A 22,462-nucleotide genomic window follows, 5' to 3' on the forward strand; every position below is an offset into this window, starting at 1 on the left:
TGCTTCAAGACCTAAGAATTGTTCCTGAGTTCTAATTCAATTGAATCAGAACTCAGGAACACGGCTCAAATTACAGAGAAAGACATGATAGTCATAGAGAGACACGTTAGAATTGAAACCTTACCGAGACGGTCCTAAATTCTGTGTAACTGTCTAGACTTAAACCTTAAATGATAGGGATGGATAGTGTGGACAAGAAAGCACTTGGAGTTTTTGCTCGTGAAGCAGATAAATCAATTAAGAGGGAATCTGATTTTGATAACTTCCGCAAAATGTTAACCAAGGTGACTGCAGAGACGACATTGAATTCGAGCTTGATGAACACCTAGGCTACGAAAAACACTCTTATAACCCCATTTCAACTCCCGTAATAGGTACTCCTCTAGGCCGATTATAACAGTGATAACCGAGTGACAATAGATGTTCCCCCCGAACGTGAATCATACTTCGATCCGAAGCTCTTTCATAAGCATCAAACTCATTTACAGTCTATAGATGGCAAGATCTTAAGTCTCTATGCTAAAGGCATGACGACTGGAGCAATCGTGGCCACATTCAAGGAAATGTACGATGTAGATGTCTAACCAATCTTTATTCAAAGGTGACGGACTCCGTTCTATAGCAGGTTGTTGAAAGGCAATCACGCCCTTTAGATGAAGTCTACCCTATCACTTACTTCGGCTGTATTGCCTTTAAAATAAAGCAAGATAAGCAAGTCATCAACAAAGCTGTTTATCTTGTTTTAGGCGCAAACACAACGAGGCAAACAGAGCTACAAAACTATGAGGTAAAAGATATTCTCATAAAATGTGTCGATGACCTCAAGGGCTTTCCCGATTCCATACAGCACTCCGTAACAGCTCTGCAGCATTCATATAATGAGAGACGAGGTTAAGTACGTACCTTGATTGGTACAACAGGACCAAAAACCTACTCACGCATGATTTGGGTTGTGCTAGGTACATCAACAAGGTCGTTGATATAAGTATGTTTCTACATGCTCTCGACCAGATAGCATTTGACCGGCTTCTTCGACCGCTTTGTCTATCATGGCTTTCACAGCGTCAGTAGCTCGCGTACCAACGAACAGCCCTATGGTTGATATGCAATATAATCGTAATTAAGTACGTATGTACTGGTGGGAAGTCTTATGAGTCTTAGAGTTTATTTTTATATATATAGTATTACGTCAACTATAGCTAAGTCGTTGCAGTTGTATTACTCGAAGCATTGCCCGGTCATTTGACGGTCACAAAGTGGGCACAAACATAAATATGAAGACAGAGGTCGTTTTAAGTAAAAGAATAAATATGTAGAGAGCAGTTAGTATATCAAGTAACAAGTCCAACAGTTCAAACTCACAGTCTTGCCTATTCAGAAACGACAACGCCTCGCAACATGCGAGGCGTTGTGTTGATATATGGTGGATCCGGGCGAACTCGAATCGCCGACCCCCGCCATGTCAAGGCGGTACTCTAACCAACTGAGCTACGGATCCAAAAATGTTACTCTTTGCATTTCTATGCAGTAAGGAGTGGTGGGTCCGGGCGAACTCGAATCGCCGACCCCTACCATGTCAAGGTAGTACTCTAACCAACTGAGCTACGGACCCAAATTTTGTGTTCTTTTGCTTGATTAAGTCTCGTGTGACTAAAGCGGTTGTTTTGACAAGAAACAACTTAAGGGATGGTGGGTCCGGGCGAACTCGAATCGCCGACCCCTACCATGTCAAGGTAGTACTCTAACCAACTGAGCTACGGACCCATTCCTTAAGAACGAGAAAGATATTAACGACAGAGATGAATTGGTGCAAGTATAAATTTGCTTGAAATCAACTGTTTGCTCTTTATATCAACAAAGCGTTGCTTTTTTAGACTTAAGCTTGTGGTTTTATTGAGTTAGGTCACACTCACAAGCCCTAAACACAAAGCACTCCGTATAGAGTGCTTTGACTTGGTGTGTACTTATATCCTTTCTATTGATTGGCCTATGCTAGCCTAACTCTATTAGGTAAATCCCCATTAGACTAAACACAATAGCCAAGCAAATAATAAAACCCTCTCTATCCAAAATTAGCCCAGACTATTTTTTATTCTTGGAAGCGTATATTCTTTTGGCGTTGTGAGAACCAAAGACTGCATTTTTTGTCCACGATCATAGTAGTTAAACAGCGTAATGATTCCGACGATGAGATTAAATCTTCCTAGTCGGTCTGAGCTAGGAATCGAAGACAGTAGCCTGTCTAAGTGTACGACTGGGTCGGATGCATGTGTCCACCTTCTATTTATCAGCTTATCAATGAACATAAAGTACACCGATGGCCTCTCTATACTGATAATATAAAAAGCGACAACCATTTCTGAGGTTGGTTTGTACTTATCTAAAATCTCTCCGATCTTTCGTATTTTATCACACTCATTAGAAATGGTGAGAAGCTGCTGATTGTGGACCAGACGATACATCGATTCGAAGTTTCGCTCTTTATCATTATTTTTGTAGTTATAGATCAGCTTCATTGCGCCCAATAAGTAGCTGTCTTTAAACAATGCATCTGCACTTGTTGTTGTGTTCATACCGAATTTCTCGTTATTTTATTTTTTCGATGGCTAGCGGATGTTTGTTTGAATAAAACTTAAGCATTTAGGTTAATTTTAAAATACGTATGCTTCTGTTCGTTTATTCAGTGACCCAGACATGACGGCTTCATGCTTTTGGTCAAAACTGTTGTTCAGTCTCTTAGCGAAAGTCTCCTTAAGTAGTGAGTAAAAAAAAGGGTAGAATTGACTACCCTTAAATGCCGAGACGTTGTTGTTTTTGTTTTACTGAGCGAGTTGCAGAAACGCTCGAACAGTGAGCTTATTATAATAATTAAAGATCATTTCACATTATTAAAATTTGTTAATAACATGTAGCGTGCTTTTATCCTATCTAATTTTGATAATCTTATTACAAATATTACGTCGGTACTTTTTCTTAATAAGCAGCAATTTGTCTATATTTGTCCGATGTATTCGAACTGTCGATTTGTGGTTGCAATTTTTCATACTTCTCCTAGTTATATTTTTCAACTAGACGTTTTATTATTTTTATTTTGTTTGAAAATATTATTTACAAAAACAATCATGCAATCAATCGATTTTACTTAAGTTTATCCACCCTTACATGCGCTTACAAACGCAGACAATTGTAATTATTGACTCTATAGATCAATAGAGCTAGGAAGCGAAATTTTAACGTTAAATATCAGAATGATTTAAATATTAAACTGATAAATTTTCATTACCATTATGAATTTATTTCATAAAAATAAAGGAAAAGCTAATCCACACTATATGTAAGATTAAAGAAAAGAGAGGGAATAGATTTGATTATGAGGTGAGGTTTAACAATTATTGGGAAGGCGCACCTTCCCAAATAGAGGAAACAAAATTTAGAAACGATTACTCTTCGTCAGATTCAAATACGACATTGTAGTTTTCGGTATAAGTGCAGTTAGGTTGACGACTGCATGTGAAGAACCGACGACCTTTGTGTTCACCTTGGCTCGCAAGTTTAATAATCATTGGTGAGCCGCACTTCTTACAAAAGCGCACCTCTTTAGAAGGCTCAATCAGGTCTATGTGTGCGGCAAGCAATCTTTTTAAACGGCTCACTTGATAACTGTGTTTAATTGAGGCGCCGATTAAAGGCAAACCCGCCGACTTACACACATGGATGAGCAGCTTTTCTCGGTCCACTTTACCCTTGTTGAGTTCCTTGCCATTGTCTAATTCAATGATGACTCGCGGCTCTAGCGTTCGTGGGTCACAAACAACAAAGTCGAAATAACTACGAGAGATTTTATTATTGGCAATAAACCAGTTCTTTTTTGAGTTTGACTTGGCTGGAGCCAACACAGTTGTCATGCTCACTTTAGCAAAAACCGCCCCATGATTCCCCACAGCGGATTTCAGCGCATTGTAAAAGGCTGCTTGCTGCATGTTCAGTAATGCCCCTTTCTTTTGGTAAGCATGATCTTTCGTATCATCATGTTTAACCACATATTTTTGTATGAAGTAAAAGAACACAACCAGAAGAACTACAACAATAAAAATATTCGTCATTTTGCCATTGCTTAACTAGGAACTAGAACCGTTAGCGTATGTATAAACGCGGTTATAGGCAAGAAAAAGCATCAGTTTTACAGCCCTGAACACGTCTCTATTACTCATTTATCAAGCTAAATACGGTATATAGAACACGTTCTGAACAATTCCCATACAGAAAAACGCCTCAGTATTGATGTAGATCAAATTAGCATCATATGTGATCAACTAACTTAAAATTAGTTACAAAAATGTTAAGGAAGACAATATGGAACTAAAACAAGACCCGAGATGTTATACCGATGTGTGTGTCGATGGAAAATGGTTCCATTATGACCATTGCAGTACTCGTGCTTACATGTTGAAAGGCGGTGCTTCAGCAGTCTTTGAACTAGCAAAAGAACCGTCTACTGAAACGGAACTGGTTGAACTGCTGCAAGGTATCGCTAAATAGTCAAACGGCTTTGGCTTCACCTGACAGCAAACTTTATTTCCTCCAAGTAAGGTTTGCTGTCACTCCCTCCCCTTCTTGAACTCTTTTGATCTCTTTGAACTGCTACAATCTGATAACACCTCACGAATACCATCATCGAGGTCATCAACCACCAAATAAACGTAACCAAGAATGTAGAGCGACTTTTAGATGTCAGCCTCATGCACATTGTAATTCACTAGCCGTTGATAATTCACCAAGGTGATAGCAATCCCCTTACAATCATAACCCTCATAGATTCGAGCCTAGAATTTTTAGAAATCTAGAAGATTCAGAGCATTTTCTTGATTTAACTCAGACATTGTACCGTGTAGTTGGCGTTATATTGAATTTCCTGTTCCTACAGACCACTATTTCAGACGAAAAAGTGGTCATCATAATGAGAGTTAAAAATGACCCAAGTTAATGAGCAACGTCTAGTTGAGCACTTTTGCGACCTAGTAAGAATCGATAGCGAATCACGTAACGAGAAAGCAATCGCTGAAATGCTAGCAGAGCAATTGGGTGAGCTTGGCTTTACCGTTCACAAATTGCCTGTACCTGAAGAAGTCTCTAATGGTTTCAATATTTACGCACGCCTAGAAGGCTCGCTAGAAGGTAGCACCGTGTTTAGCTGCCACATGGATACAGTAACACCTGGAATTGGCATCGAACCAGTCATCGAAGACGGCATCATTCGTTCGAAAGGCAATACTATCCTAGGTGGCGATGACAAATCTGGTATCGCAGCGATCATGGAAGCAGTGCGTTGCATTCAAGCGGAAGGTCGCGAACACCAAACCATTGAAATCGCATTCACTGTTTATGAAGAAGGTGGCCTGTTCGGGTCATTGAACTTCGATATGTCTTATATCCAATCAGACAATGCCATTGTGCTAGACACAGGTGGCCCGATTGGCACCATCGTTAATGCGGCTCCTGGTCAACAAAAGATTGTGGCTAAGATTAAAGGTCGCCCAGCCCACGCAGGCCTAGCACCAGAAGAAGGCATTAGTGCGATTCAAGTCGCGGCAGATGCTATCACTAAGATGAACTTGCTACGCATCGACGAAGAAACAACGGCTAACGTTGGTATTGTTGAAGGTGGACAAGCGACTAACATCGTAATGCCTGAGCTAACGGTTGTTGCTGAAGCCCGTTCGTTGAATGGTGAAAAACTGACTAACCAAGTTAACCACATGATCTCTACATTCGAAGAGAGTGCTAAGCAGTTCGGTGCAGAAGTGGAAATCGAGTCTACTCGCGCGTACGACGCATTTGTCATTGCTGACGATCACCCACACATCCTATCAATCAAATCGGCATTTGAAAAACTCGGTGTTACCGCAGCAACCAAAGGTACTGGCGGCGGTAGTGATGCAAACAATTTCAACGCCAAGGGTTTAACTACAGTGAATCTTTCAACTGGTATGGCAAAAGTTCATACAACTGAAGAATACATCGCAGTTAAAGACATGGTTTCAATTACCGAGTTTGTAATGACTTACGTTACTCAAGGCTAATCAGTCTCTTAAACTCACAATAAAAAGCCGACCTCAATAAAGTAGGTCGGCTTTTTTTATCTATTCAAAGCAAATTAGAAAGTCACATTGCTGGTTTCATTCGCGTTTACAATCACTCCTGATTGAATGCTGTGGATGCTGAACTCATCAGGCACAACCATTTCTTCATCACCCGTATCAAGTTGAGCATTACAAGTGTAACCAAGCGTATACATGCCTGGGTCTAAATAACCTAAAGAGAATGAGAAATCTGACGAGTTTTCAACATCTTGAACAAGGGCGGTGGTAATCGGTTTCACTTCATCGGTTCCGCCTACAGGTGCCATGTCTTCTTGCGCAACATCTCCCTCATACAGATAAACCGCTTGAATTCCCAGTTCACCACTTTGACACGCGTCATTCGTCGCGGCTAGCACTTCACCCTCGATGTGGCCAGTTTCTGCATTGTTGATCAAAGAAATTGAGGTGCGTTGAATCGTATAGTTTGGATAAGCAGATGTGTTCTTCAAGCCTCTTCTCAAATCAAACTCGATCGTAAAATCGTTGGTTTGCTGATTAACATTAAACGAGTTATTGAAATACAAAACACCGGTATTGGGTTCTTTCCCAACACCTTGCGGACACGCTCCATCGCCTTTAACAGTCAGCTCTCGTACCGTGCTGTCGTCCTCAGTAACGTAAGAAGGATACTCGTCATGATCGCCATCTCTTGCAAATACGCACAACTTGTAGCTACCGACTGGCACTACTTCACCAGAAATAAGAGCAAGTGAATCACTGCCTTGGTAATCTAATAAATTAACGCTTAATGGAAGTGGATCGTCTCCGTCTAAGATAGGATCACCATTTTCATCAATTGGGTTACCCTCTTCGTCCATCAAATAAACGTCATAAACTAACGGCTCACTTCCGTTTTGGGGTAGTAATGCGACTTTGTCAAACGTCACAACGACATCTTGTACGTCATCAACTGGGGCATCAGAAACACTAAACGTTACCGGTGTCGTCGCTGTTGACGAGTCTGACCCGCCTCCACAGCCAGCAAGCCCAAGTACCACTGTCGCCGCAGCCGCTAATCCTACTTTATTATTCATCTTCCGTACCTCATTCACTCGTTTTTGAATAAATTGAACTTTCGACTCCCCTCAGCCAAATACAAAAGACACGATTCAACCACCACCTTTTAACTATCAGGAGGTGACGTTGGATCATGGTATTAGGCTAAGTTTAGATTAGGAGAGCGAATTTCGCGGGAGATACTGACAATTAAATCAATAATATTTGTCAGTGCTAAGCAAGCCACTGACAGGGCAATGAAAATAAAGAGGTGACACGAGAAGATTGCTAAGTTTTTTGGGATGACGCTTCCATTCTTGCCATAACGTCAAACGCTTCTTTGATATCTTTAGCGGCTACTTGATTCCCCTTCTCTAGCTGAGTGAAGATAACACTTAAAAAATCATTCTGACTAAAAAGCTCTTCATTGGTCATATAGCTCTTTAGGTATGAATCTTTAAGCTGCGCTGCTTTGATTCTACTCTTTGAATTGGCGACAAAGACACAGACCGCTATAGCAATAGCTATAACAAGTACATACAACATTAACTTTCCTTTCTTGGTTTGATTTCTAGCCCTAAATCGGCCTCTGATAATATTATCAATATTTACAGAATGGGTTCTTTATAAAATGTTCAAAGTGTGCATTCGCCCCATTTTTTGAACGTTTATGTGCTCTTAATCTGTGACCGCAGTCATCACAAATAAAACATGTTTTATCACGTAATCTCAGAGCTTCATCAATGGTGATCGGTTGGTCATCATTGGCACAGATTGCAGTGAATATATTCTTAGCCGTTTTATTTACTTTGTGACTACGCTTGGAAGAATGCTCTACCGACCGAAGAGTTCCGATCGACAGTGATCCTAACAGTGCTGTATCTATCGTTATCATAACTTCACCCAAAAAATGACATTCATAAGGCTTGGCCGCCCTATCTTGGTGAGGGTGTAGTATCCATATTGCTTTCAAGGGTCTCTATTATTTATAGAAAGAAAGAGACTTTTTTATATCAATAAGATAATTAAGCGAGCAAAATCAATACATTAATATCAACAACAAACGTATCTTATTGAGATTAAATTTAACGCTCGACCAAGATCAACAAAGCCAAGCGTAACGACTTGGCTTTGTTGTGTAACAGAATTGGGAGAACCTCGACGACGATTTAGAACCCTCGTCTTTTCCAAAATTGACCTTCGTCTTTCGCAACTAAATCAAAAGTCTTATCAGCAATCACTCTTCCTTTAAGCTCGACCGTCATTCTCCACTTTCCGATCTTATTGTCGATAGGCGCCCAAATAGTGTCGCCTAGATAGAAATCCCAATCGTTGCTGCCAACGTATTCTTCACCGTCAAACGGCTCAAGTACCTCTCCTTTATCCGTGGTGATATTTGGGTGATAGATGCAGTAACGAATCTTTTCTCCTTTGGCCTTTTTGATGTTGATGATGTAACCAAACTCAACATCGATCTCCGCTTCTACTCGATGAGTAAATTCCTGAATCTTAGGTAGGTCTTTAGATTTTGAATCCCAAGTTGAGTAGATACCATAAGACGTCATATCCACGACCACAGAACGTTTTGCCATTGATCATTTAACCTTTAACTAATTTCTTTGGATGTATTATTAAAACAAGACATTTTGGATACTCGAATCCGATGTTAGAGCTTTTATTATTCTTGCCACTCTTTCTTCATGCGCTTTACAACAGACTCTGGCACACCGTGAATGCTGCCATACTGTTCACGGCATACTTCAATCACTAGTTCAGCACCATGCCTGCGTGCCATGTTTCGGTACGCCTTCATTTCCCATCGTTTAACAAACGTGTTGGATACCACCACATCATTTCCCTGTTTTAAGGCATCTTCCGCACGATTTTGACACCACTCATGCGCTTTAGGGAGTAACGCCGGGTCGAAACAGTAATCACCGTCGCTATTCACGAAGTACATATCGGCTTCAACATGAAAGGCATCCAGAGATCTTGCTCTGGTCGATTTGCCAGAACCAGGCAAGCCTCGTATTAAGATAAGTTTCAAACTCGCACTCACCCACAACCGAAAATTACGTGAAAGCAGAATGTTAACGTATCTGAAGTCATAATCATAAACCTAGATCATTAAGCGCTACTTTAAGCAGCAAAGACTCAATTGTGCTCGCGCACTTTCACAACATCACTTATTTAACCGCGCTAAACTGCGGGGATACTCTGCAGATTCGATAACGAAATATTTACAAAGGTGCGTTTTGTATGTCGACAAGCGTCACAATATATTATAGATTCAGAAGTATAGACGTCTAAATATCTAGCTTAGGGAGAAAGCAGTGCCTATTCGCATTCCAGACCAATTGCCAGCGAGCGATGTTCTTCGAGAAGAAAACATCTTTGTTATGCCGCTATCAAGAGCATCGACACAGGAAATTCGTCCACTTCGAGTCTTGATCCTCAACCTAATGCCGAAGAAAATTGAAACTGAGACTCAATTCTTACGCCTACTGTCAAACAGTCCGCTACAGGTAGATGTAGAGCTACTGCGCATTGATGACAGACCTAGTAAAAACACACCCACTGAGCACCTTGATAACTTTTATCGTCAGTTTGAGATGGTAAAAAACCGCAACTTTGATGGACTGATCATCACTGGTGCACCACTAGGTTTGGTTCAGTTTGAGGATGTTATCTACTGGGACCATCTAAAAACCATCATGGAGTGGGCAAACAAGCACGTTACCTCAACTCTTTACGTTTGTTGGGCGGCTCAAGCTGGCTTGAAACTGCTTTACGATCTACCAAAGCGCACACGAAAAGAGAAGTTATCTGGCGTTTATCATCACGAGATCCATAAGCCATACCATCCAATCTTACGAGGCTTTGACGACACCTTCTTAGCTCCACATTCTCGCTACGCAGATTTTTCACCTGAATATCTATCTGAACATACGGATCTTGATATTCTGGCGACGTCGGATGTTGCAGGCGTGTACTTGGCGGCTACCAAAGACAAGAGAAATGTATTTGTCACTGGCCACCCAGAATATGACGCTCATACACTCCACAATGAATACGTTCGCGATCTTGGAGAAGGTATGGAGCCAGTCATTCCGATCAACTACTACCCGAACAACAACCCTGACAACAAGCCCGTTGCGAGTTGGCGTAGTCATGGTCACCTGTTGTTTTCAAATTGGCTAAACTATTGCGTTTACCAACAAACACCATACGACTTGGAACATTTCAGCGAAGAAAACTTTACCAAGGACGACTAATTCATCTAAGTTACCCTTTCAAACAGATAAGTTCACTAGAGCCGTTTGTCACTACTCGATTAAGAGTTGATAACGAACGGCTTTTTATGGTGAGTGGATCGCATTACCTCCCCTTTTTGCCAACCAATAGTTCGAGTTCTCATATCATGTTCTGGTAGCTAATAGGAGTCTCGCAATGCCCTCACCCAAGTTATTCAAGCCATCATCATTCTTGCTGTTTGTTGCACTCAGTGGTTGTGTATCGGTTACAGAAGGAGAACCACAAAGAGCGGAAGCGGATCCGATTTCAATGTCTGAATCGAGAATCGCACTTGGGCTAGGTTATATGGAACAAGAGAATATGGTGCGGGCGCGAGAGAACCTTGAACTGGCGATCCAGCATGCTCCCCGCTACTACCGAGCTCGCCTCTCTATGGCTCATTATTATGAAACCGTTGGAGAAACCGATGAGGCAAGAAAACAATATAAGTCCGCATTAAGACTAGATTCTAATAACGGTAACGTCCTTAATAACTATGGCACCTTTCTCTGTAAGCAGGGCGACTATGAACAAGCCGACCGTTATTTTAATCAGGCGATCAATCAGCCTTTCTACTATTTGGTTTCTGCAAGTTACGAAAACGCAGGGTTTTGCGCACTGAAATCTGGCGATCGTGATAGAGCAAAATATTACTTCACGCGTGCCCTCGACCACGATCCAAACCGTGTTAAATCAATCCTCCAATTAACAAAGATTGAGGTATCACAAGATGAGTATCGTGACGCAAGATTACGTTTGTTTAAGTTCCACCAGCGATATGGATATCAAATCCCCTCTCTTCAGATCTTAGTTGAGTTGGAATCGAAGTCAGGTAACGAAGCTCTACGCGATAAATACCAATCCATGCTTGATGAAATGAAAGAAACTTAATAAAAGTTAGAGAGTAGTGATTAAAAAAGCCGATGATTGAAACTATTCAACCATCGGCTTTAATAACTGTCTCGATTTGTTTAATGTCTATCTCTACTTTGACGTGCCAAATACCTTATTATGGTTATTTAAGAGAAATCCAAGTCTGACGCTGCTGTTTATCCATAAAGCTCCAAGCAACGAAGCGACTGATTTTTTGTCCTTGAGCCATCTCAACGACTTTAACCTGCTTCACATTAAGCTTGGTCAGTTGACTCTTTAACACCGCAACATTTTCCTTCTTAGAGATCAAAGTCGTGAACCACATAACTTGAGTGGCAAATTCCACACTCTCCTTGGCTAAACCGGTAACAAATTTTGCTTCACCTCCAGGACACCATAGCTCTGCTTTTTGACCACCGAAGTTAAGATCAGGTTTACTTTGCTTATTCGCCATTGCACTCGGACGCGAAGCTTTATTGTCGAGATTACCCTGCTTCTTTGCTCGGTTGGCAGCAAGATTATCCAGTTTTCGTTGAGTCCCCTTCTGTGCTTCTTCTAAAGAGCTGTGAAATGGCGGGTTGCACGTTGTGACGTCGTAACGTTCATTTTCTTTAATTATCCCTTTAAAGAAAACCGTCGAGTCATGTTGCAGTCGACAGTGAATCTTACCTTTTAAGTTATGGTTGCTTTCAGCTATGAAATTCGCTGCTTTAACCGAAACCGGATCCACGTCACTTGCGTTGTAACGCCATCCATATTCCGTCGTTCCTATGATTGGGTAAATACAGTTCGCGCCTACGCCAATATCAAGGGCTTTGACCTTGTCATGTTGGTAAGGCTTACCTTGACTCTCGCTATTTAGCAAATCGGCGACTCGATGAATGTAATCAGCGCGCCCAGGAATTGGTGGACATAGGTAGCCAGCAGGTATATCCCAGTGCTGAACTCCGTAGTGATGGGCAAGCAACGCCTTATTCAATAGCTTCACTGACAACGGGTCAGAAAAATTAATGGTCGATTCACCCCCAGGGTTTTTGATCAATTGGCTTTTCAGTTCTGGCAAGGCTTTCACCAGAGCATGAAAGTCATATCGACCACGGTGTTGGTTGCGCGGGTGTAAACCACTTTTAACTTGTGGTTTCTTTCCTGTAGCTTGATTTGAACTCTTGTTGCTTTTACTTGGCTTGCTAGACGTAGCACGCTTCTTTGATGACGTGGTTTTTTTACCTTTAGAGACAGGCTTTTTACCGTCAGAAACTGTGGCTGACGCTTTTTTCTTAACATTACGGCTTTCAGAGGCAAAGCTGCGTTTCGGTTTTTGATTCATCGATTATTTCTTTAAGTCTAAATAGATCATAAACAAGCGAGCATCTAACTCTAGCTGGTGATACTCAGGTTCCATATGACAACATAGTTGATAAAAGGCTTTGTCGTGCTCTTTCTCTTTAATATGTGCGAGTTCATGAATCACGAGCATTCTTAATAAAGGCTCTGGGGCATTCTTAAATACACTGGCAATACGAATCTCATTCTTAGATTTGATTTTACCACCATGGTTTTTAGCCACATACGAATGTAAACCCAATGCATTATTGATTAAGTGGATCTTACTGTCGTACACCACTTTACTGATCGGCGGTGTCTTCTTCATGTAGCGATTTTTGATTGCCATCGCGTAATCAAATAGCGCTTTCTCGCTCTTAATCGTGTGGTTTTCTGGGTACCGAGATTCGAACCACTTTATCAATCGGCCAGACTCAACCAATTTGGTCACGGGTTCAATAATGTGTTGCGGATAACCTTGAATATAACGTAGTGATGGGTGCATGAAGCTACGCCTTAAAAGAGCTCTTTAGAGAGGACACAAACCAAAGCCGTGTAGTGTAACTGATCACACTTTTCTAATCACCCCAGATTCGCTACACTTTGCCTAGAACCATCAAGAGAGAACCTAAATGAAACGTGTTGTATTGTACGTAGCGGATAAATGCCCTCACTGTAAAGACGCTCAGCGCTACTTAGATTCAAAGAACATTACCTACCGCCTGACTAACGCAAAAATGCAACGTGGTCGTAAGGAATTACAAGCAATGGGTGCTCGCTCAATCCCAGTACTTAAGATTGGCGATCAGATCATGGTTGGATGGAATCAGAAAAACTTCGATAAAATGTATAACGCCAACTATAACTAAACTCCTGTCGGTTTAGATTGCCCCATAAAAAAGCCCGCACATAATGCGGGCTTTGTCGTGTAAGTCACACGAAAATAAAAGTTATAGAGTCAAACTAGCCTTTGATTTTAAAGATCGCGTTACATTTTACGCACTTGTACTTCGCTTTAATCCCTAAAACCTTATCAAACAAAGTTCTGTGTACTCTTACAACTTGCTGTTCTTTACATTTACATTTCATAATATAAGTATGCCGCACCGTCAACAATTTGAATTATACGTAAGCAATACCGAAAGTAAACTTCATTTTCTATTTATTTCACAAAATCAAGCTCTAAGGCGATCGATACCTCATTTTAATTGCGGGATTTATGTGATTTTCAGTCAGTAAATATCAAAAAGTTAACTACTCAACAAGTTCAACTCAAATCATCTGTTGTTCCCGATGACAAGTTATTGACGGAACTATTAACTAAACATAGCGTTTAACGAATTCAATGAACGTTTTATCGGCCCTCGACAAATACCCTTCTTTTCTCCACGCTAGCGACAGGTTGAGCTTTACCGGTTCACTGAATGGAATGCCCACAACATCTGATTCATACTCAGTCACCAAACTCAGCAACGCAGTAATTGCAAACTCTTGCTTAACGATGGAGAGAATCATCGGTAGTAGGTTGGTCTCAAAGGCGATACTCATATCAAGATCGTGTTTTATGCGCATTTGATCAATGAAGTCACGATGAAAGTAGCCAGACTTAAACATGATCAAGTCTTGCTCAAAGAACTGCTCAAAAGTCAGACTTTTCTGCTTGGCAAAAGGATGGTCTTTGCCAACAACAGCCAGCATTTCTGATGCTAAAAGGTGGTCTGTCTCTAAGTCTTCCGGAACATTGTCGTGATTAACCACGCCGATATCGAGTTCGCCATTCAGGAGCATTTCTCGAATAGAAGCCGTACCAGCGTCGATCAAGGTAATTTTGAGGTTGGGGAACTGGCTTTTAAACGCCATAACAACTCTCGGAAAGAAATAGCTACCCATCATACTTGGGGCGCCTAACCGAACCTCTCCTTTTTCCAAACCTTTTAATTCATTCATTGCTAATTGAGCATCGTCGAACTGTTGGCCAATGCGTTTGGCATGCTCATAAAGCACTTTACCCTCTTCCGTTAAAGTGACCTGTTTTTCACCACGACGAAACAGCGTGAGCTCAAGTGTTTGCTCAAGTTTCTTTATTGAAATACTGAGTGCGGGTTGCGCGATATGAAGTGACTTAGCCGCTTGGGTAAAGTTTCCATGATCGGCAACGGCAATGAAATGACGAAGTGATTTAGACTCAAGCATGATGATATAAAAATTATATTGAGGTGATATTTTTAATATATTTCTTTTATCAAGGGTGAGTTGCTACTTTGTTCACAAGTTGGTAAATAATAATACAAGGTTCACCTCATGTTTGACGCAGAAACGCCACAGTACAGAAACATCACCCGTTCATTGGCGATTGGCTCGTTTATCATATTTTGTAACCTCTACGTGTTCCAACCTATTCTTCCACATATGGCTGAAGTCTTTTCAGTCAGCGAAACCCAGGTGAACTGGTTGTTTGCTGCCACCACATTGGGTTTATCATTCAGCCTTGTTCCATGGGCAATTGCATCAGAAACCTTCGGTCGTAAGCCCATCATTTTACTTAGCCTATTTTTGATTCCACTGGTTGGGCTATCTATGGTGTACACCACGACGTTGTGGGAGTTAGTTGCAGCACGAGCTGTGATGGGAATAGCCGTCGCTGCTTTTGCCGGAGTTGCTGTTGCGTACATGGTTGAAGAGTTAACACCCAAAGCCTTTGCTATCGCAATTGGAGGCTATATTGCCGCTAATTCATTAGGAGGGATTTTTGGTCGAGTACTCGGTGGACTGATTACCGACTATTACAATTGGCAGTCAGCCATCATCTTCTTTGTCGTCAGCTCATTCATTGGTGCTTTATATATCGCTTGGAAACTACCAAATCAAAATGGATTCAAACCCCAAAAAGGTCTGTTCTTTCACCATAACCGAGCGGTGATCACTCACCTTAGAAACCCGATTTTATGGACCGCAATGCTCATCGGTGGCGCAAACTTCGCGCTCTTCGTTAACCTGTACTCGGTGATGGGTTTCCGACTTGTGGCAGAGCCTCATTCGCTGGCCGTTAGTGTCGCGTCTTTTATCTACCTTTGTTATCTCGCAGGCACCATCAGTTCGAAATTCTCTAGTCGTTGGACACAAAGATTTGATCCGCTCGCGGGTATAGCGCTCGGTGCAGGAATCAGTCTGCTCGGAATGCTTATCTCGGCAGTAGAACAGATTCCATTCATGATTGCAGGTCTATTGTTGATAAGCTTCGGTGCTTTCTTCGCCCATACACTGGCGTACGCTTGGGTGAGTCAGAAGGCCACAAAAGCGAAAGCAACCGCTACGGCGCTCTATTTGGTTCACTATTATATTGGGGGAAGCTTAGGAGGATTCTTACTTCTGTACTGTTGGCAGCATTTCGGTTGGAACGGTGTTATGGCCGGTGGATCGCTGTTATACGGTTTGATTTTTATCTGGCTCTATCAGTTGCACCAGCATCAAGGCACTAAACCTGCGATGACAGAGGCGAATGTTTGATGAGCAGTAAACGCTGATTATCGACATAAAAATAATTTAGGGTTTTGATTGCGAGTGATTTTGTTATGCTACGCAAAAATTATTCGGAATAAGTCATGTCAAACCCATCTTCAAACGATTTACAGATCATTCACGATCAAGTTCAACAATGGCTGAACGATGTTGTCATTGGATTAAACCTTTGTCCTTTTGCCGCTAAGCCGCAGCGAAACAAACAAATTAAAATATTTGTCAGTGAAGCGACAACTGAAGAAATGTTGCTAGAAGACATCATGACCCACTTTGTCGAACTCGATAATACTCCACCTGAAGAGCTAGAAACGACGCTAGTTGTCGTACCTAACATGCTGCAAGATTTCTTTGACTACAACATGTTTATCGATTGGGTCGAAGCACTGATCAAACAGCAAGATTGGGAAGGTATCTATCAAGTGGCGACATTCCACCCCGATTATTGTTTTGGTGGTGCCGATCCAGAAGATGATGAGAACTTAACTAACCGCTCTCCTTACCCTATATATCATTTGATACGTGAAGAAAGCATGGAAAAGGTGTTGAAGCACTACCCAAACCCGGAAGCGATTCCAGATACTAACATCGCACGCGTTGAATCACTGACACCAGAAGAGCGACGCAAACTGTTTCCTTATCTGTTTGGTGCTAATTAATACTAACCTTCTGCGGATTCATAATATAAGGGCGAGACACGTATTGGTCTCGTCCATTTTCTTTGGCGAGATACAAACACTCATCGGCGACTTTAATCAAGTTATCTAATGTCGACATTTTATTAATCTGCTCGTCTTGGTTTGATAACTGAAAATGACAAACACCAGCGGATATCGTTACAGGCTCTCTGTCTAACGTGATGTCCTTTACGGCCTGCAGTAATTGTGTCATCCGACTCTCGGCATACTCAGGTGTCGACTGAGGGTAACAAACAATAAACTCTTCACCACCAAATCGAGCTGCAATTCCGTGCTCATGGGTATTCTCTTTTAACACCTTGGCAATTTTTTTAAGAACATCATCACCAATCTGATGGCCATACTTATCATTTACTTTTTTAAAGTGGTCGATATCAATAACGGCAAGACTGCCAATCCCCTCTCCCTCTCTAAGCTTAGCTACCTCAGCATTGAGTTTTTTAAACAAGCAGCGGCGATTAGGCAACCCTGTCAACGGATCGTAAAGCGCTTGATATTCGAGTTTTTCATTTAATTGCTGCAGGCGTTGTTCTTGAGCTCGTCTAACTAACTCCACCTCGATCCAAGAGGCCATCAGCTTCATCACGTCGATATCTATCTCTTTGAATTTACGATAGTAAGGTGTCGGGCTCGAAAAGTTTAAGGTGCCATAGATTTCATTATCCACATGAATTGGAATACCGATATATGACTCTAAGCCAAAAGCTTGATAAGCGGGATGGCGGGCGTGTACGTCATGCTCGCCGCAATGCTCGATTGATATAGGACCGCTTGAGCGACAAGTAATCTCACAATACGTCGCGCGATAATCAAAAGAGTCGCCCTGTTTAAGCGTTACATCTTCTGGAGTGACACAATGCTGAATAGTGTAATTACTCCCATCTACTTTAGAGAGAATACCAATATCCAGCTCAAATCGTTGCAAGCCCATTTCCAAAAGCTGCACAATCTGTACATCAAACCCTTTTTTGTAGTCATTGGTAATTTGATATAAGCGTCGAATAACAACTTCGCTCTCACTGGCTCTACTCATAAATCGATTCTCTAAGCTCGTAGACGGCACTCATCTAACCATTTTATATATTTCACGAGTAAAGAGGAAAACCAACTAATATTCAAACATTTTAATAGCAATCAGAGACATTGATACGAAGAATATAAGCGAGAGAGTGCGCGTTACGAATAGCGCGCTAGTTCCAGCTTTGCTAAAATGCCGACCTACCAAATACAAATGGATAGGAATATGACCCTTTCTCAACTAAACCAAACCATCTTCGATCACCTTTATCGCGACATCAAAGAATTCCGTAGTACCTTTGACCTGCCTGTTGCAGCGCCAGAGACTATGGACGAAAAAGGCGATACGCTTCACACCTCTTTAGCTATCGAAGAGCTGACTGAACTTGCAGAAGCAGACTCAAAAACAGAACAAGCCGATGCAATCGTAGACAGCGTCTATGTATTGATGGGTCGTTTAGTCCACATGGGCCAAGACAAAGTTGAAGATAACCTAGCGATCAGCTACCTGATTGACTTGTTGCTTAACGTCGCGAAGAGCCGTGCGATTGACTTCCTACCATGTTGGGATGAAGTACACTCAAGCAACATGAGCAAAGTATGTCGCAACGAGAAAGAGTACGCAGAAACTGAAGCCTTCTACGCTGAACAAAACATCAAGCTGATGGCTGTACAGAAAGGTGATTACATCATCGCGAAGTGCGCCGAAGATTTCGTTTCAGAAGAGAAAACCATTCGCCAAGGTAAAGTACTTAAGTCGGTTTACTACCGTCCAGCTGACCTTGCGCCACTAACGGTTTAAAAACACTTTCCTACGAGCGGAACTTGTTAAAAAGCGCCTCAAATCCTGAGGCGCTTTTTATTGGGTTCAGTGCTTCAGTAAGTGGGCTCTGTTAGCTTGGTTGAATTCTAGCCATGTGGTAAGCCGCAACATATTCGCCATCACGGAATGCAAATGCCGCTGACTCCCCTTCAATTTGAAAACCAAACTTCTTATAAAGATTAATCGCTTGCTCGTTGTCGGTGTAAACCGTCAGTTCAAGGCGCTTAATGTTAATCCAGTTATCACAAAGGTCGACGGCTGTTTTCAATAACGCGCTTCCAACACCTTTTCCTGCGAAGTTATCTTTAACTCCCATACCCAACGAGGCAACGTGCCGACGTCTTGGGTTAACACAGACTTCTAGGCCAAGATTACCAATGACCTCACCTTGATACAGTGCGACGTAAGAATAGACATGCTCTGGAATATGGGTGAGACGCTTCTCCCAGAGTTCGAGCGAAGGGTGTGGGAGTTGCAGGGTACCGCGAAACGCGTTTGGGCACTCATAGATCTCTTTAACACTTCTTGCATCACTCGGTTCTGTGCGTCTTACTTGTATTTCCATTTCATTTCCTTCTTAGTTCATGTTGTTTTATCGCTCTAATTACTGTTCCTTTCACAGTAACAAAATAGCGTTAAATAACAACAGGTCAGAAGAAAAATAATAAAATTAACAAGTTACATAGTAAAAGGTGCTAGCGAGCATTGTTAGTTGAGGAGACGAGCCAATAATGGTCGGGTTTTAGCTCTCAATTCAGGCGTAAGAGAAACACGATTTCGCCCAATTGAAAATCAACCAGATGATCGGTCATTCGAACAGTAGATAAGTCGCGTTATCGACAGTAATACTTTTAATTCGTGTATTAAACACCTGCTCTAGCTGCTCTGGAACCATCACTTTTTCAGCCGTACCCGCCTTTTGCAACACACCTTGATCCAGCAATAGCACTTGATCGGCATGCCTTAAGGTGCGATTCAAATCATGATTTGCCATTATCACGGAGATCCCCTGTTCCGCGATACGGCCAATAAGCTTATAAAGCAGTGCCTCCTGACCAATATCTAGAGGAGCAGCCGGTTCATCCAAGATGAGTAATTTGGAATAAGGATTAAGAGACGGCCAAATTTGTAAGCACATACCCGCTAAGCGAACACGCTGCCATTCCCCGCCAGAAAGAGTCTGTATTGAGCGATGCAATTTATCGCTTATCTCAAGCAACTGACTCACCTCTGTCAGCACCTTAGATACAATCGCACTATGAGGATCAGTAGAACTTGGCAGCGACAAAGCAAGAAACTGAAACACCTCAAGATTGAATGCAGGCTTTGCGCTTTGGCTTAAATAGGCCCGCTGCAAAGAAAGGTCTTGCAATGAAAATTCTGATAGCGGCTTGTCATGCCAAACAACCTCCCCTGTGTAACCTTCCCCGATGCCAGAGATGGCTTCTAACAACGTGCTCTTTCCACTTCCATTTGGCCCTATCACGTGAGTCACTTGCCCTGGTTTTAGGTTAAAAGAGAGTGGTAGCAGCCTTGAACCGACGCTTAAGCTTTTAATTTGAATCATGATTTTTCACCAACATCCAAATAAAGATTGGCGCACCAATCGTGGTTGTCATCACACCCAGCGGCAATTCAGCCGAATCTAAAAGTGTACGCGCGCAGATATCGGCAAACACCAAGAGTGCAGCGCCAGACACAGCAGAGAGCGGGAGCAGATATCGGTTATCCGTGCCAATCGCTAAGCGCAATAGGTGCGGAACGACTAAGCCAACAAAGCTTATCACCCCTCCAAGGGCGACGGCACACCCGACAAGTATTGAGACGGCGAAAATCAAGCGCCAACGCAGTGCTGGTACGTTGATTCCCAACTGAGCAGCGTGTACTTCGCCTATCATCAATTTATCGAGTTTACTCCCTTGTAAGCACAACCAAATGATCACAGGAATCATCACTAAAGTGAGTGTGTGTTGATACCAAGCAACACCGCCTAAACTGCCCATCAACCAATACATAAGTTGGCGAAGGCTTAGGTCATCACTAAAATAGAATGCCCAAGTCACCATTGCACCTGACAAAATGCCAAGCGCAACACCAATCAACAAGAGTTTTGCCGTGGTTAAATGCATTGCTCTCACCATGCCCACTAGCAGGATTGTAAAACAGAGTGAGCCTATCACGGCTGCTATCATGAACAGTTCGGGCGTAGGGGCAAATGGTAAGAAAAACAGCACAATAACCATCGCTAGGCTTGCGCCGCCCGAGATCCCGAGCACACCGGGCTCAGCTAGTACGTTCCCGAGTAAGACCTGTAAACTCGCCCCAGAAACCGCGAGTGCAGCACCTATCGCAATCGCGGCAAGCAGGCGTGGTAATCGTAAATCGACAAGTAACTTTTCTTCAAGTGGAGAGAGTGTATTCAACGGTGAAATAAACAGGTCACCTACCATCAAGTAAAGGCCACTGAGGACAATCAACGCAGTAAGCATCAGAAAGATGGCACGAGTCCAGCGTCGCTGTTTTTGTTGAATAAGGTGTTGGAAATCCATATCAAGCTACTTTAACTAAGTTCGCGTAACCTTACCTGTATCCCCCAATAAAAACAAGGTTCGCAATAACGTGCGAACCTTGTGATATCAATCGTTTGGGATTATTTACGTGTGGTTTTAATCGTAAACTAACTGACCGTGATCGAAGCGAGTTTCAACCTCACACACCATCAGTGCAGCACGTTGACCGATAGCTACATTACGATTTGGGAATACTACCGCTTCGTTTTCATTTTTCGCCATCAGCGGCTTATCACCGTCGTGGCCAAATACTTCACCATGCTTAAACGCGGTGAAGTTTTCGACTGAGTCAGAGAACATAAAATCGAAATCGTCATGTAAGCGAACAATAGTACGACTTACGCGATACGTAATGGTTTTCTTTGGAAGGTGCTCGGGTTCACACTCGGCGATAAGGTTACGCATCGCGAGATCGAACGCAGTCAGTTTATCCAGTTGGTTTTCACCAATACGCGCGACCTGCCCTAGTTCCATTGTTAGCGCCTGTGCGCCAAAGTTTTCCGCACTGTACCAGCTGAATGTACTGGTCGGAGAGTTCGAAAGCAGCAAAGCCTCTACGTGCCCACTGTTGATAAAATCAATGAGCTCTTGGCTGCGAACGGGGTGACGAACTTTAGGGCTCACGGCAAATGAATAATGCTTCGACAAACGAATCGCACAGTGAAGATCTAAATGCCAACGCGTCTCCGGTTGAGTATCTTTATAGAACTCGGTGACTAAATACTTCAGATGGTTCGCAATCTTGGTTTCGCGGTTTGCTTCATACTCTTTGTCATCAAAAAGACGGTTCATGTTTACATCAAGAAAACGAGTATGAGCGTTGGTCGCTTCTGGGTGAGCGATAATAAACAAACAGCGAGCTTTTACTGATTGGAAACCTGTTTCAATGTCTTCGATTATCTTATCAACCAGCTCCATTGGTGCGGTTTCGTCACCATGAACGCCTGTTGAGAAAATGATGTTCTTGGTCTGTTGATCGTAATCCGCTGGAATTACTTCAAAAACACCACGTTGATGGACTTTTAGCTGTACTCCATTACTTAGTACGGTTTGTCCTGCAAGCACTTCTTGTTCAAGATCTAGGCTGTCCAAAAGAAATGATTGGCGAAAGAGAGATTTCGTCATGCGCTACTCCTTAATTGCACGGCCGTATGTTAATAAATTGTACAAAGAAATTGTGTTGCTATGATCGCACTTATCAACAGAAACTCC

Annotated in this window: 22 protein-coding genes, 3 tRNA genes and 1 pseudogene; 9 read left to right on the forward strand and 17 right to left on the reverse strand. The window is 42.3% G+C overall.

All coding sequences use genetic code 11. The features are described 5' to 3' along the window. Positions 1-188: 188 nt before the first annotated feature. A pseudogene (locus tag L1D60_RS23600) lies at positions 189-854 on the forward strand (transposase); the annotation flags it as partial. 567 nt (positions 855-1,421) lie between these two features. On the opposite strand, the gene L1D60_RS16050 reads toward L1D60_RS23600, so the two are convergent. The 5 genes from L1D60_RS16050 to L1D60_RS16070 form a co-directional block, all read right to left on the reverse strand. Next, a tRNA-Val gene (locus L1D60_RS16050) sits at positions 1,422-1,498 on the reverse strand. 37 nt (positions 1,499-1,535) lie between these two features. Continuing rightward, positions 1,536-1,612 (reverse strand) — tRNA-Val (locus L1D60_RS16055). A gap of 75 nt (positions 1,613-1,687) precedes the next feature. Beyond that, positions 1,688-1,764 (reverse strand) — tRNA-Val (locus L1D60_RS16060). Positions 1,765-2,072: 308 nt separating this feature from the next. Then, positions 2,073-2,573: a hypothetical protein gene (locus L1D60_RS16065; protein WP_239841997.1), complete on the reverse strand. Its 501-nt coding sequence runs from the start codon at positions 2,571-2,573 to the stop codon at positions 2,073-2,075. 867 nt (positions 2,574-3,440) lie between these two features. Beyond that, positions 3,441-4,103, reverse strand: coding sequence for a DUF2726 domain-containing protein (locus L1D60_RS16070; protein ID WP_239841998.1), 663 nt, complete (start codon positions 4,101-4,103; stop codon positions 3,441-3,443). Between the two features lie 250 nt (positions 4,104-4,353). Here L1D60_RS16070 and L1D60_RS16075 point away from each other — a divergent pair, with 250 nt between their 5' ends. Then, entirely contained in the window at positions 4,354-4,539 is a 186-nt protein-coding gene (locus L1D60_RS16075; protein ID WP_239841999.1) for a hypothetical protein, read from the forward strand. Between the two features lie 431 nt (positions 4,540-4,970). Further along, complete coding sequence (locus L1D60_RS16080; RefSeq protein WP_239842000.1) at positions 4,971-6,080, forward strand: M20/M25/M40 family metallo-hydrolase; 1,110 nt, start codon at positions 4,971-4,973, stop codon at positions 6,078-6,080. Between the two features lie 74 nt (positions 6,081-6,154). Here L1D60_RS16080 and L1D60_RS16085 read toward each other — a convergent pair whose 3' ends face one another. The 4 genes from L1D60_RS16085 to L1D60_RS16100 form a co-directional block, all read right to left on the reverse strand. Continuing rightward, a complete protein-coding gene (locus tag L1D60_RS16085) occupies positions 6,155-7,174 on the reverse strand; it encodes a DUF4382 domain-containing protein (protein ID WP_239842001.1) in 1,020 nt (339 codons plus the stop codon). A 250-nt stretch (positions 7,175-7,424) separates the two neighbouring features. Continuing rightward, positions 7,425-7,682 (reverse strand): hypothetical protein, encoded by a 258-nt coding sequence (locus tag L1D60_RS16090; protein WP_239842002.1) that lies wholly within the window; start codon positions 7,680-7,682, stop codon positions 7,425-7,427. A 623-nt stretch (positions 7,683-8,305) separates the two neighbouring features. After that, positions 8,306-8,728 carry a DUF3859 domain-containing protein gene (locus L1D60_RS16095; RefSeq protein ID WP_239842003.1) on the reverse strand — a complete coding sequence of 141 codons (423 nt, stop codon included), beginning with the start codon at positions 8,726-8,728 and terminating at the stop codon, positions 8,306-8,308. Positions 8,729-8,814: 86 nt separating this feature from the next. Beyond that, entirely contained in the window at positions 8,815-9,183 is a 369-nt protein-coding gene (locus L1D60_RS16100) for an ATP-binding protein (protein ID WP_239842004.1), read from the reverse strand. A gap of 286 nt (positions 9,184-9,469) precedes the next feature. On the opposite strand from L1D60_RS16100, the gene metA reads away from it, so the two are divergent. Further along, entirely contained in the window at positions 9,470-10,411 is a 942-nt protein-coding gene (gene metA, locus L1D60_RS16105; RefSeq protein ID WP_239842005.1) for a homoserine O-succinyltransferase, read from the forward strand. A gap of 175 nt (positions 10,412-10,586) precedes the next feature. Further along, a complete protein-coding gene (gene pilW / locus L1D60_RS16110) occupies positions 10,587-11,321 on the forward strand; it encodes a type IV pilus biogenesis/stability protein PilW (RefSeq protein ID WP_239842006.1) in 735 nt (244 codons plus the stop codon). 124 nt (positions 11,322-11,445) lie between these two features. Here pilW and rlmF read toward each other — a convergent pair whose 3' ends face one another. Both rlmF and L1D60_RS16120 read right to left on the reverse strand, forming a co-directional pair. Then, positions 11,446-12,630 carry a 23S rRNA (adenine(1618)-N(6))-methyltransferase RlmF gene (rlmF, locus tag L1D60_RS16115; RefSeq protein WP_239842007.1) on the reverse strand — a complete coding sequence of 395 codons (1,185 nt, stop codon included), beginning with the start codon at positions 12,628-12,630 and terminating at the stop codon, positions 11,446-11,448. A gap of 3 nt (positions 12,631-12,633) precedes the next feature. Continuing rightward, the gene (locus tag L1D60_RS16120) at positions 12,634-13,131 is read right to left on the reverse strand and encodes a M48 family metallopeptidase (protein WP_239842008.1); all 498 of its coding nucleotides are present in this window, start codon (positions 13,129-13,131) and stop codon (positions 12,634-12,636) included. A 127-nt stretch (positions 13,132-13,258) separates the two neighbouring features. Between L1D60_RS16120 and L1D60_RS16125 the strand changes: the two genes are divergently transcribed. Further along, positions 13,259-13,495, forward strand: coding sequence for a glutaredoxin family protein (locus tag L1D60_RS16125; RefSeq protein WP_032549688.1), 237 nt, complete (start codon positions 13,259-13,261; stop codon positions 13,493-13,495). 451 nt (positions 13,496-13,946) lie between these two features. On the opposite strand, the gene L1D60_RS16130 is transcribed toward L1D60_RS16125, so the two are convergent. Next, positions 13,947-14,819, reverse strand: a complete 873-nt coding sequence (locus L1D60_RS16130) for a LysR family transcriptional regulator (RefSeq protein ID WP_239842009.1) — start codon at positions 14,817-14,819, stop codon at positions 13,947-13,949. A 108-nt stretch (positions 14,820-14,927) separates the two neighbouring features. Here L1D60_RS16130 and L1D60_RS16135 point away from each other — a divergent pair, with 108 nt between their 5' ends. After that, entirely contained in the window at positions 14,928-16,133 is a 1,206-nt protein-coding gene (locus tag L1D60_RS16135; protein ID WP_239842010.1) for an MFS transporter, read from the forward strand. Between the two features lie 95 nt (positions 16,134-16,228). After that, positions 16,229-16,801: a DUF1415 domain-containing protein gene (locus tag L1D60_RS16140; protein ID WP_239842011.1), complete on the forward strand. Its 573-nt coding sequence runs from the start codon at positions 16,229-16,231 to the stop codon at positions 16,799-16,801. On the opposite strand, the gene L1D60_RS16145 is transcribed toward L1D60_RS16140, so the two are convergent. Next, positions 16,794-17,873, reverse strand: coding sequence for a sensor domain-containing diguanylate cyclase (locus L1D60_RS16145; protein ID WP_239842012.1), 1,080 nt, complete (start codon positions 17,871-17,873; stop codon positions 16,794-16,796). The two genes, L1D60_RS16140 and L1D60_RS16145, sit on opposite strands and share 8 nt — an antisense overlap. A gap of 210 nt (positions 17,874-18,083) precedes the next feature. Here L1D60_RS16145 and L1D60_RS16150 point away from each other — a divergent pair, with 210 nt between their 5' ends. Continuing rightward, positions 18,084-18,659 (forward strand): nucleoside triphosphate pyrophosphohydrolase family protein, encoded by a 576-nt coding sequence (locus L1D60_RS16150; protein WP_239842013.1) that lies wholly within the window; start codon positions 18,084-18,086, stop codon positions 18,657-18,659. A gap of 91 nt (positions 18,660-18,750) precedes the next feature. Here the strand turns inward: L1D60_RS16150 and L1D60_RS16155 are convergent, their stop codons facing one another. From L1D60_RS16155 to L1D60_RS16170, 4 genes are all read right to left on the reverse strand, one after another. Then, positions 18,751-19,245, reverse strand: coding sequence for a GNAT family N-acetyltransferase (locus L1D60_RS16155; protein ID WP_239842014.1), 495 nt, complete (start codon positions 19,243-19,245; stop codon positions 18,751-18,753). Between the two features lie 243 nt (positions 19,246-19,488). Further along, complete coding sequence (btuD, locus tag L1D60_RS16160; protein WP_239842015.1) at positions 19,489-20,247, reverse strand: vitamin B12 ABC transporter ATP-binding protein BtuD; 759 nt, start codon at positions 20,245-20,247, stop codon at positions 19,489-19,491. After that, complete coding sequence (gene btuC / locus L1D60_RS16165) at positions 20,234-21,229, reverse strand: vitamin B12 ABC transporter permease BtuC (RefSeq protein ID WP_239842016.1); 996 nt, start codon at positions 21,227-21,229, stop codon at positions 20,234-20,236. The genes btuD and btuC overlap by 14 nt, the downstream gene beginning before the upstream one ends. A gap of 117 nt (positions 21,230-21,346) precedes the next feature. Continuing rightward, positions 21,347-22,375: a succinylglutamate desuccinylase gene (locus L1D60_RS16170; protein ID WP_239842017.1), complete on the reverse strand. Its 1,029-nt coding sequence runs from the start codon at positions 22,373-22,375 to the stop codon at positions 21,347-21,349. Positions 22,376-22,462: the final 87 nt, after the last annotated feature.

It is taken from the genome of Vibrio sp. Isolate30, assembly GCF_022397975.1.
In the GTDB taxonomy this organism is placed as follows: Bacteria; Pseudomonadota; Gammaproteobacteria; order Enterobacterales; family Vibrionaceae; genus Vibrio; species Vibrio fortis.

Bases quoted from the DNA above. Each gene is read 5' to 3' on its own strand.
- L1D60_RS16150 (WP_239842013.1), top strand. From the start codon at position 18,084: ATGACCCTTTCTCAACTAAACCAAACCATCTTCGATCACCTTTATCGC.
- L1D60_RS16070 (WP_239841998.1), bottom strand. From the start codon at position 4,103: ATGACGAATATTTTTATTGTTGTAGTTCTTCTGGTTGTGTTCTTTTAC.
- pilW (WP_239842006.1), top strand. From the start codon at position 10,587: ATGCCCTCACCCAAGTTATTCAAGCCATCATCATTCTTGCTGTTTGTT.
- L1D60_RS16145 (WP_239842012.1), bottom strand. From the start codon at position 17,873: ATGAGTAGAGCCAGTGAGAGCGAAGTTGTTATTCGACGCTTATATCAA.
- L1D60_RS16120 (WP_239842008.1), bottom strand. From the start codon at position 13,131: ATGCACCCATCACTACGTTATATTCAAGGTTATCCGCAACACATTATT.
- L1D60_RS16075 (WP_239841999.1), top strand. From the start codon at position 4,354: ATGGAACTAAAACAAGACCCGAGATGTTATACCGATGTGTGTGTCGAT.
- L1D60_RS16130 (WP_239842009.1), bottom strand. From the start codon at position 14,819: ATGCTTGAGTCTAAATCACTTCGTCATTTCATTGCCGTTGCCGATCAT.
- L1D60_RS16170 (WP_239842017.1), bottom strand. From the start codon at position 22,375: ATGACGAAATCTCTCTTTCGCCAATCATTTCTTTTGGACAGCCTAGAT.
- L1D60_RS16155 (WP_239842014.1), bottom strand. From the start codon at position 19,245: ATGGAAATACAAGTAAGACGCACAGAACCGAGTGATGCAAGAAGTGTT.
- L1D60_RS16125 (WP_032549688.1), top strand. From the start codon at position 13,259: ATGAAACGTGTTGTATTGTACGTAGCGGATAAATGCCCTCACTGTAAA.
- btuC (WP_239842016.1), bottom strand. From the start codon at position 21,229: ATGGATTTCCAACACCTTATTCAACAAAAACAGCGACGCTGGACTCGT.
- L1D60_RS16135 (WP_239842010.1), top strand. From the start codon at position 14,928: ATGTTTGACGCAGAAACGCCACAGTACAGAAACATCACCCGTTCATTG.
- rlmF (WP_239842007.1), bottom strand. From the start codon at position 12,630: ATGAATCAAAAACCGAAACGCAGCTTTGCCTCTGAAAGCCGTAATGTT.
- L1D60_RS16065 (WP_239841997.1), bottom strand. From the start codon at position 2,573: ATGAACACAACAACAAGTGCAGATGCATTGTTTAAAGACAGCTACTTA.
- L1D60_RS16080 (WP_239842000.1), top strand. From the start codon at position 4,971: ATGACCCAAGTTAATGAGCAACGTCTAGTTGAGCACTTTTGCGACCTA.
- L1D60_RS16090 (WP_239842002.1), bottom strand. From the start codon at position 7,682: ATGTTGTATGTACTTGTTATAGCTATTGCTATAGCGGTCTGTGTCTTT.
- L1D60_RS16085 (WP_239842001.1), bottom strand. From the start codon at position 7,174: ATGAATAATAAAGTAGGATTAGCGGCTGCGGCGACAGTGGTACTTGGG.
- L1D60_RS16095 (WP_239842003.1), bottom strand. From the start codon at position 8,728: ATGGCAAAACGTTCTGTGGTCGTGGATATGACGTCTTATGGTATCTAC.
- L1D60_RS16140 (WP_239842011.1), top strand. From the start codon at position 16,229: ATGTCAAACCCATCTTCAAACGATTTACAGATCATTCACGATCAAGTT.
- btuD (WP_239842015.1), bottom strand. From the start codon at position 20,247: ATGATTCAAATTAAAAGCTTAAGCGTCGGTTCAAGGCTGCTACCACTC.